9 protein-coding genes are annotated in these 9,134 nt (G+C 71.2%); 5 read left to right on the top strand and 4 right to left on the bottom strand.

Annotated features, from left to right (window positions below):
* The 3 genes from ACYVE7_RS22620 to ACYVE7_RS22610 form a co-directional block, all read right to left on the bottom strand.
* The coding region (locus ACYVE7_RS22620; protein WP_460367006.1) for a glycerol-3-phosphate dehydrogenase/oxidase at positions 1-991 on the bottom strand (991 nt) is incomplete at its 3' end.
* Positions 988-2,508 carry a glycerol kinase GlpK gene (glpK, locus tag ACYVE7_RS22615; protein WP_460367005.1) on the bottom strand — a complete coding sequence of 507 codons (1,521 nt, stop codon included), beginning with the start codon at positions 2,506-2,508 and terminating at the stop codon, positions 988-990. The genes ACYVE7_RS22620 and glpK, both read right to left, overlap by 4 nt.
* A gap of 73 nt (positions 2,509-2,581) precedes the next feature.
* Positions 2,582-3,343, bottom strand: coding sequence for an IclR family transcriptional regulator (locus ACYVE7_RS22610; protein ID WP_460367004.1), 762 nt, complete (start codon positions 3,341-3,343; stop codon positions 2,582-2,584).
* A 124-nt stretch (positions 3,344-3,467) separates the two neighbouring features.
* Here ACYVE7_RS22610 and ACYVE7_RS22605 point away from each other — a divergent pair, with 124 nt between their 5' ends.
* From ACYVE7_RS22605 to ACYVE7_RS22585, 5 genes are read left to right on the top strand one after another with little or no spacing between them, the layout of a single operon-like run.
* Positions 3,468-4,730 (top strand): ABC transporter substrate-binding protein, encoded by a 1,263-nt coding sequence (locus ACYVE7_RS22605; RefSeq protein ID WP_460367003.1) that lies wholly within the window; start codon positions 3,468-3,470, stop codon positions 4,728-4,730.
* Positions 4,727-5,587 (top strand): branched-chain amino acid ABC transporter permease, encoded by an 861-nt coding sequence (locus ACYVE7_RS22600; protein WP_460367002.1) that lies wholly within the window; start codon positions 4,727-4,729, stop codon positions 5,585-5,587. The genes ACYVE7_RS22605 and ACYVE7_RS22600 overlap by 4 nt, the downstream gene beginning before the upstream one ends.
* A gap of 1 nt (position 5,588) precedes the next feature.
* Entirely contained in the window at positions 5,589-6,539 is a 951-nt protein-coding gene (locus ACYVE7_RS22595) for a branched-chain amino acid ABC transporter permease (protein WP_460367001.1), read from the top strand.
* The gene (locus ACYVE7_RS22590; protein WP_460367000.1) at positions 6,536-7,249 is read left to right on the top strand and encodes an ABC transporter ATP-binding protein; all 714 of its coding nucleotides are present in this window, start codon (positions 6,536-6,538) and stop codon (positions 7,247-7,249) included. The genes ACYVE7_RS22595 and ACYVE7_RS22590 overlap by 4 nt, the downstream gene beginning before the upstream one ends.
* Position 7,250: 1 nt before the next feature.
* Complete coding sequence (locus tag ACYVE7_RS22585) at positions 7,251-7,955, top strand: ABC transporter ATP-binding protein (RefSeq protein ID WP_460366999.1); 705 nt, start codon at positions 7,251-7,253, stop codon at positions 7,953-7,955.
* Here the strand turns inward: ACYVE7_RS22585 and ACYVE7_RS22580 are convergent.
* A partial coding sequence (locus tag ACYVE7_RS22580) for a PQQ-binding-like beta-propeller repeat protein (protein WP_460366998.1) occupies positions 7,952-9,134 on the bottom strand: 1,183 nt, incomplete at its 5' end. The genes ACYVE7_RS22585 and ACYVE7_RS22580 overlap by 4 nt on opposite strands.

Below are 9,134 nucleotides of genomic sequence, written 5' to 3'. Positions count from 1 at the left end.
CGTCGTCGGCATTGATCCCGTCCAGCGCGGTGCCCGCCTCGTCGAGGATCTGGGTGATGTCGGCATCGGTGGCGCGGACGTCGCCGGGTTCGCCTTCGTAGGCCTCGTCGGTGGTGCCGAGCAGGAGGTGGTCTTCCCAGGGGATGGCGAAGGAGACGCGGTATTTGTCGATGGGGACGGTGACGGCGGCTTTCCAGGGCTGGTGGCGTTTGACCACGATGTGGGCGCCCTTGGACAACCGGACACTCGGAGCCGCCCCGGGGTCTTCCATCGTCCGGAGTTTGTCGACCCATGGGCCTGTGGCGTTCAGCACCAGGCGGGCGGACACGGAGAATTCGGTGCCGTTCAGGGCGTCGCGGAGATCCGCGCCCACGACCCGCCCGGCAGAGGTCCGCAGGCCCTGCACGGCGGCGTGGTTGAGGACCACCGCACCCGCCGCCACCGCCGCCCGCACCGTCATGATCGCAACCCGGGAATCATTCATCTGATGATCGGTATAGACAGCGGCGGCCTTCAACCCCTCCGGACGCAACGCCGGCACCTGGTCGAGAGCGTGGTTCTTGCCGATGACCCGGCCCAGACCGTCACCGAACGCCGACAACGCCGAATACAAGAACACCCCGGCCCCGAGTTTCGCGGCCCCATGCGGACCGTCGGCGTAGATCGGCACCAGGAATTTCCGCGGATTCACCAGATGGGGTGCGACTTCCGCGGCGAGGCTGCGCCGTTCCCGGTGGTTCTCCGCCACCAGGCGCACGTTCCCGGTCTGCAGATACCGCAACCCACCATGGACCAGTTTGGTGGAGGCGCTGGAGGTGGCTCCGGCGAAGTCACCGGCGTCCACGACCGCCACCCGCAACCCCGCCTGAGCAGCCGTCCACGCCGCCGCGATCCCCACGATCCCACCACCGATCACCAGCAGATCGAAGGTGCCCCGCCCGAGTTCGTCCCGAGCCTGTGCCCGGTCGGTCCCTGAGGTGATCGTGTTCATGCCCGTCCGTCCTCGGTGTCGTCGTCCTCGTCGATCCAGCCTTTGGCCAGCTCGACGGCTTTGCGGTACTTGCGGAGCCGCCGGTCGCGGATCCGGGGATCCAGCCGGGGCGTCCATTCGGCGGCGCGCCGCCACTCGGCGCGCAGCGCGTCCAGGTCGGGCCAGACCCCGACGACCAGCCCGGCCGCGTGGGCCGCGCCCAGACAGGTCGTCTCGGAGACGAACGGCCGGGCGACCGGGACGTCGAGCATGTCGGCGATGGTCTGCATGAGCAGGTTGTTGGCGGTCATCCCGCCGTCGACCTTCAGGGTCTTCAGCGCGACGCCGGAGTCCAGGACCATCGCCTCGACGACGTCGCGGGTCTGGAACGCCGTCGCCTCCAGCACGCAGCGCGCGAGATGCCCCTTCCCGGCGAACCCGGTCAGCCCGACGATCACGCCGCGGGCGTCGGGCCGCCAGTGCGGCGCGAACAGCCCGGAGAACGCGGGCACCAGGTAGAGGCCGCCGTTGTCCTCGACGGTCAGCGCGAGGGTCTCGATCTCGGCGGCCGTCGAGATGAGGCCGATCCGGTCGCGGAGCCACTGGGTGAGCGAGCCGGTGTTGGCGATCGACCCTTCGAGCGCGTACACGGGCTGGTCGGAGCCGAGCTGGTAGCCGACGGTCGTCAGCAGGCCGTGCTCGGAGGTGACCGGTTCGGTCCCGGTGTTGAGCAGCAGGAAACTGCCGGTGCCGTACGTCGATTTGGCGTCGCCGACGTTGAAGCAGGTCTGCCCGAACAGTGCCGCCTGCTGGTCGCCGAGCGCCGCCGCGATCGGCACGCCCTCCAGCACGCCGCGGGCCGTCCCGTACACCTCGGCCGAGGAGCGGATCTCGGGGAGCAGCGAGCGGGGGATGTCCAGGGCGGCGAGGATCTCGTCGTCCCAGTCGAGGGTCGCGAGGTTCATCAGCAGGGTGCGGCTGGCGTTGGTGACGTCCGTGACGTGGACCGCGCCGCCGGTCAGGTTCCAGATGACCCAGGTGTCCATCGTGCCGAACAGCAGTTCGCCGCGGTCGGCGCGCTCCCGCAGCCCGGGCACGTTGTCGAGCAGCCAGCGGATCTTCGGTCCGGCGAAGTAGGACGCGAGCGGCAGCCCGGTCTTCGCGGCGAACCGGTCGCGGCCGCCGTCGGCGGCGAGTTCGCCGCAGAGCGCCTCGGTGCGGGTGTCCTGCCAGACGAGCGCGTGGTGCACCGGACGGCCCGTCGCACGGTCCCAGATGACGGTGGTCTCGCGCTGGTTGGTGATGCCGACCGCGGTCAGGTCGGACGGGCTCAGCCCGGCCTTGCCGAGCGCGCCCGCGGCTACCTCCTGCACCCGGCTCCAGATCTGGGACGCGTCGTGCTCGACCCAGCCGGGCCGGGGGAAGATCTGGCGGTGTTCGCGCTGGTCAACAGCGAGGATATGACTGTCGGAGTCGAAGATGATGCAGCGGCTCGACGTCGTGCCCTGGTCGATCGCCGCGATGTAGCGCTTCGCCACGCGGGCCCTCCGGTCGGTCAAGGTGGGTGGTTGCGGTCACAGTACTGGATTCGACAATGCCGAACAACATCGGTCAGAAGATCGTCGCGCCGAGGTCGCGTCCGATCGCGCGCGCGGCGTCCCTGACGGCGGCGACCAGCCGGGCGGGGAACTCGCCGTCCACGGCGATCCGCTCGACCGCCCCGCCGATCCCGACGGCGCCCATCGGGCTGCCCCGCCGGTCCCTGATCGGGGCGGCGATCCCGGCCAGCCCGTCCACGGCCTCCTCCAGCTCACCGGCCCAGCCCTGGTCCCGGATCCGTTCGCACGCGGCGTCCAGCGCGGCCCGTTCGACCAGGGTGCGCCGGGTGAACGGCTTGAGCTCGGGTTCGAGCTCGCCGTGCGCCACCGGATCGAACGCGAGCAGCACCTTGCCCCAGGCGGTGGCGTGCAGCGGCAGCATCGAGCCGACCTCCAGGGCCTGCCTGCTGTCGTCCGGCCGGAACACATGGTGGACGACCAGGACGCCGCCCTGGTGCAGCACCCCGATCCGGACGCTCTCCCCGGTCACCCTGGCCAGGTCGTCGGCCCACATCAGGGAGCGCGCCCGCAGGTCGTGCACGTCGAGGTAGCTGTTGCCGAGCCGCAGCAGCTCCGCGCCGAGCTGGTAGCGGCCGGTGCCGGGGTCCTGTTCGACGAAGCCCTCCTGCTGCAGGGTCCGCAGGATCCCGTGGGCCGTCCCCTTGGCGAGACCCAAGGTCACCGCCACGTCGGACAGTGCCAGCCTGCGCTCGCCGCCGGCGAGGAGCCGCAGGATCGCGGCCGCCCGTTCGAGCGACTGGATGGAACCCGCCATCCGTCACCTCCGTACAACGCTTGTAAGTGAAACCAAATTCGACAATGTCGAACGTACCCCTTGAAAGTCCTGCTGCCCATACCTAGAGTGTGCTGCGCCTCACACCCCCAGACGGAGGATCCCCATGAACTCTCGATCAGCTTCCGCCGCCGTCCTGGCCGGCCTCCTCGCCCTCACCACCGCCGCCTGCGGCGGCTCGGACGCCGACAAGGGCTCCGGCTCCGGCGAAGGCGGCCCCGTCAAGATCGGCGCGCTGCTCTCGATGTCCGGCGTGTACTCGACCCTCGGCCCCGCCCAGCGGAATGCCATCACGATGGGCGTCGAGGAGCTCAACAAGACCGGCTTCACGGTCGACGGCAAGAAGCACACCTTCGAGGTCAGCTACGCCGACGACAAGTCCGACCCCGCCACCACGGGCGTCACGGCGCTGCGCGAGATGAGCCAGGCCCAGGACCTGCCGGTGATCGCCTACGGGCTCGGCTCGGCGACCTACGTGCCGCAGCTCAAGCGGAACCCCGTCGCGATGATCAACATCCTGGACTCCACCTACCCGAGCGTCATCACCGGCGACGAGCACCAGTTCCTCACCCGCGGCGCGGCCACCACCTACGTGCCCGGCTGCCTCTTCTACGCCAAGCGGAAGCTCGGCGCCAAGTCCATCTCGATCATCACGGCCAAGGGCGAGCCGTACGGCGAGGGCAACACCAAGCTCGTCGAGAAGTCCGCCGCCGACGAGGGCATCAAGGTCGGCGCGAGCTCGTCCTACCCGCTCGGCGCCACCGACTACAGCAACGCCATCGGCGCCGCGACGGCCGCCAAGCCCGACGCGATCTACCTGTCGAGCGTCACCGGCGTGATCCTGCCGGTGCTCAAGCAGCTCCGCCAGTCCGGCTACACCGGCCCCGTCCTGCACAGCAGCGGGGTCAACGCCGACCAGGCCAAGGCGATCCTCGGCGGCCAGTTCGACTCGATCATGAAGGACAACTACGACTGCGCGGGAACGCTCCCGACGACGTCCCAGAACCCGGCCGCCAAGTCCTTCGCCGACGCCTACCAGGCCAAGTTCAACGCCTACCCGCAGGACCTGACGATGTGGGCCTACGACTACCCGTTCGTCGTCGCCGAGGCGATGGCCAAGACCGGCACCGTCAGCGACCCCGAGAAGATCACCAAGGCGCTGAACGAGATCAAGGTGCCCGCCGGAACCGTCAGCGGCTGGATCGCCGCCCCCGGCTCCGGGCTGATGTTCAGCGAGCGCGGCGCCCGCACGGCGTCCGAGGTCACCGCCTGGTGTGCCGGTTCCGAGACCATCGACAGCGCCCTGACCTTCGACGTCCAGAACGACAAGATCGTCACCCCGGTCTTCGCGAAGGACGCCTGCAAGTGATCCAGGTCCTGACCAACGGGGTGTTCCTCGGCTGCCTGTTCGCCGTCGTCGCGGTCGGCCTGACGCTGGTCTACGGCGTCATGGAGGTGCCGAACTTCGCGCACGCCGGAGTGATCGTGCTCGCCGCGTACACCACCTGGTCGGTCGGCCAGGCCGGAGTCCCCTTCGGCCTGGCCGCCCTGGCCGGGATCGCGGCCGGCGGGCTGGTGTCGGTCCTGACCGAGGTGTTCGCCTACCGGTGGATCATCGACCGGCCCGCGGCGGCGCCGGCCGTCGCGCTCGGGCTGCTGCTGATCCTGCAGAACGTCGCGCTGCGCGGCTTCGGCGGCGAGGGCAAGGCCCTCGACACCCCCTACGACGACGTCCTGTTCCGGGCCGGCTCGGTCTCCCTGTCCGGGGTGAAGGCCGCGCTGATCCTCCTCGCGATCGTTTCGCTGCTCGGCCTGCACCTGCTGCTGTCCCGCACGTCGCTCGGACGGGCGATGCGCGCCGTCGCCCAGGACCGGGAGGCCGCCGCGATGCTCGGCATCCCGATGCGCCGCCAGTACACGCTCGCCTTCCTCATCGCGGGCCTGCTCGCCGGGGTCGCGGCCGTCGCCTACGCGCCGACCTTCCAGGTCTCCCCGTTCATGGCCGACGAGGTGCTGCTCAGCGCGTTCGTCGTGGTGGTGCTCGGCGGGCTCGGCAGCGTGTGGGGAGCGGTCGCGGGCGGGCTGGTGCTCGGCATCGTCGAAAGCCTCGGCGCCGCCTACGTCAGCTCCGCCTACCAGAGCGCGTTCGGCTTCCTCATGCTCGTGATCATCCTCGTGTGGCGGCCCAACGGCCTGCTCAGCACGAACGCCCGAAGGGTGGCCTGACATGCCCGCACTGCTGCGGCACGGCGCGGCGCTCGGCGGCATCGCCGCCCTCAGCGTCCTGGCCTACGCGCTACTCACCGGCCTCGAAGGCGACCAGGGGCAGGTCGCGCTGCTGGTCGTCGTCTGGACGATCGCGCTGACCGGGCTCAACCTCGTCCAGGGGCTCGGCGGCTACCCCAGCCTCGCGCACGCCTCGTTCTTCGGCGGCGGCGCCTACCTGTCGGCGATCCTGCTGGAGAAGGGGCTGCCGATGGTGGCCGCCGCGGCGCTCGCCGTCGGCGGGACGATGCTGGCCGGGCTCGGCGTCGGCCTCGTCTTCGGCCGGACCAGAGGCCAGTACTTCGCGATCGGCACGATGTTCTTCACGGCCGTCACGACCCTGGTGTTCACGAACGCCGCAAAGTTCACCGGCGGCCCCAACGGCCGTCCCGTGGACCTCGGATTCTCCCTCGACGCGACGGTCGTACTGCTCGCCGCGTCGCTCGGGCTCGCGCTGACCGCGTTCTACGTGATCGAACGCCGCCAGTTCGGGGACCGGCTGCGCGCCATCCGCGAGGACGAGGACCTCGCCCAGCACGTCGGGGTGCCGACGGCCCGGGTGAAACTGCTCGCCATCGTGGTGTCGGCCGGGTTCGGCGCCTGGGCCGGAGTGCTGTTCGCCCAGTACAACGGGGTGATCGCGCCGTCCCAGTTCACGTTCGTGCAGAGCTTCCTGATGTTCGTCGCGATCGGCATCGGCGGCTCGGGACGGCTGCTCGCCCCGCTCGTCGGCAGCGTCATCGTGCTCGGCTTCACCCAGCTCATCAAGCTCGGCCCCGGAGTCAGCCAGATCGTCCTCGGCGTGCTGTTCATCGCCGTCACCCTGATCGTCCCGAACGGGCTCCTCGGCGGGATCACCACCGTCTGGGCGCGGCTGCGGTCCGGGCGCCACCCCGTGAAGGAGACCCCATGACCGCGCTGCTCACCGTCGACCGGCTGGTCAAGCGCTTCGGCGGGGTCGCCGCCGTCGACGGGGTGTCCTTCACCCTCGACCCCGGCTCGGTGCTCGGGCTGATCGGGCCCAACGGATCGGGAAAGACGACCCTGCTCGGAATGCTCGCCGGCACACACGAGCCGACCGAGGGCAGGGTCGTGCTGGACGGGCGGGTCGCATCCGGGAACGGGGCGCACCACGCCGTCCGCGCCGGGATCGCCCGCACCTTCCAGACGACCCGGCTGTTCCCGAGCTGGACGCTGCGCGACAGCCTCCGGCTGGCCCGCCGTGAACGGCGCGGCCGCCGCACCCCCTGGAGCGACGAGGCGATCGCCGGGCTGCTCGGCCTCGCCGGACGGCTGGACGTCCCCTGCTCCGCGCTGACCAGCGCCGCCCAGCGGCTGTCGATGATCGCGCTCGCGCTGGCGACCGGCCCGCGGGTCCTGCTGCTGGACGAACCGGCCGTCGGCATGGACCACGCCGAAGCCGACGCGCTCGCCACGGCCGTCAAACGGGTGTCGTCCGAGCTGAGCGTCGCGGTCGTCGTGGTCGACCACAACATGCACTTCCTGATGCCGCTGGCCGACTCCGTGCTGGTCATGGCGGCCGGAGCCGTCCTGGCGACCGGCACCCCCGAACAGATCCGCTCCGACGAGGCCGTCATCGCCTCCTACCTGGGGGGCTCCTGACATGCTCACCGTCGAGAACCTCACCGTCGCCTTCGGGCCGACCACGGCCGTCCGGAACATCTCGCTGCACGCCGCCGCCGGAACCGTCACCGGGCTGCTCGGCGCGAACGGCGCGGGCAAGACCACGACCCTGCTGGGCGTCCACGCCCGGGTGCCGCGCCGCTCCGGCCGGATCCTGTTCGACGGGGCCGACGTCACGTCCTACGACACGGGCGCGCTGGTCAGGGCCGGGCTGGCGCTCTGCCCCGAGAACCGGCGGCTGTTCCCCAACATGACCATCGAGGACAATCTGCTGCTCGCGGCGCACGGCACACCCCGCAGGACCCGCCAGGCCCGGCTGACCGCCGCCTACACCCGGTTCCCGTGGGTCGCCGACCGGCGCGCCGAGCCCGCCGGCCGGTTGAGCGGCGGGCAGCAGCAGATCGTGGCGATCGCGCGGGCCCTGATGTCGGCGCCGAAACTGCTGCTGCTCGACGAGCCGTCGAGCGGGCTGTCGCCGGTGGCCGTCAAGGAGATCGCCGCGGTGCTGCACTCGATCGCCGCGGAGGGCACCACGATCCTGCTGGTCGACCAGAACGTCGCGCTGGCGCAGTCGCTCTGCTCCACCGCGTACGTCCTGGCGCACGGCGAGGTCACCGCGGCGGGGCCGATCGCCCGCCTCGCCGCCGACAACGCGATCTCCGACGCCTACCTCGGCGCCGGCTAACCACGGGAAGGCGCCGCGGCGCCGGGGAAGTCATAGGCGAGGACGGTGTCGTCGCCCGACAGGACGAGGCGGTCCCTGGCGCGCTGGACGAACCAGGTCGGCCGGTCGGCCCCCGCGCGGGGCTTGGTCCAGACCGGCGCGCCGGTCGCCAGGTCCCAGCCCTGGAAACCGGTGCCGGAAGCGGTGACGACCTGGTTCTCGACCCCGCCGATGATGCTGGTGGAGGACGCGTCGGGTGTGGTGGGCGGCTTCTCGGCCGTCCAGAGCGCGGCCCCGGTGCCGAAGTCGATGGCGCGCAGCGACTCCTGGAGGTAGCAGAACGTCCCGCCGGAGCGGACCCACGTGGTGGATCCGTCCGTCTCGACCCGCCAGCGGCGCCGGCCGGACTTCGCGTCGAACGCGGTGAGGAGGTTCGGCTCCAGACCGCCGGTCGTGCAGACGACGGTGCCCTCCTCGAACGTCAGGTAGTAGTCGGGACTGTCCTCCTTCGAGCCCTGGCGGGGCAGGCCGCTCGCCACGTTCCAGACGACCTTCCCCGAGGCCGGGTCGAGGGCTTTGAGCCGGAGGTCCTCATCCAGGACGTAGAACCGTTCGCCGTCGCCGCACGCGACGTGCAGCCGGGCGGAGTGCGACCAGCGCCGCCGGCCGTTCCGCGCGGACAGGGCGACGGCGCGGAACGGCCAGGTGCCCACGAACGCGACCGCCAGCACCGTGCCCCGCGCGTACTCCCAGGGCACGTGCAGGGCTTCGCCCGACGCGAACGACCAGAGCCGCTTGCCCCTCGACGCGTCGAAACCGTAGAGGGTGTTCGCCTTGTCGGAGACGGCCAGCAGGCCGGGCGTGAGCGGGTAGAGGTGCTCGGCCTTCTGGCCGCGCAGCTCCGCGCTCCACAGCTTCTCGCCGGTCCGCGGGTCGAGGGCGCTGACGGTGTCGGAGCTCTCGACCACGTAGACACGGCCGTCCCGCGCCTTGGGCGGGTAGAACGAGTCAGCGGTCCTGTCCCACAGCGGGGTGCCCTCGGCGAGGTCGAGCGCCACCATCCCTTCGGGGTCCATGCTGAGCACGGTGTCGCCCTGGATCGCGAGATAGTACTTCGTCCCCGACCGGGTCCACCGCGGCTCGGCCCCGGCCGCCGGTGCGGCCGTCGGCGTCCCGCCGCTCGCCGTCGCCGCTGCCGCG

It is taken from the genome of Actinocorallia lasiicapitis (assembly GCF_054778695.1).
Note: the sequence above shows the minus strand (reverse complement) of the source record. Positions and strands in the feature narration are given on the sequence as shown.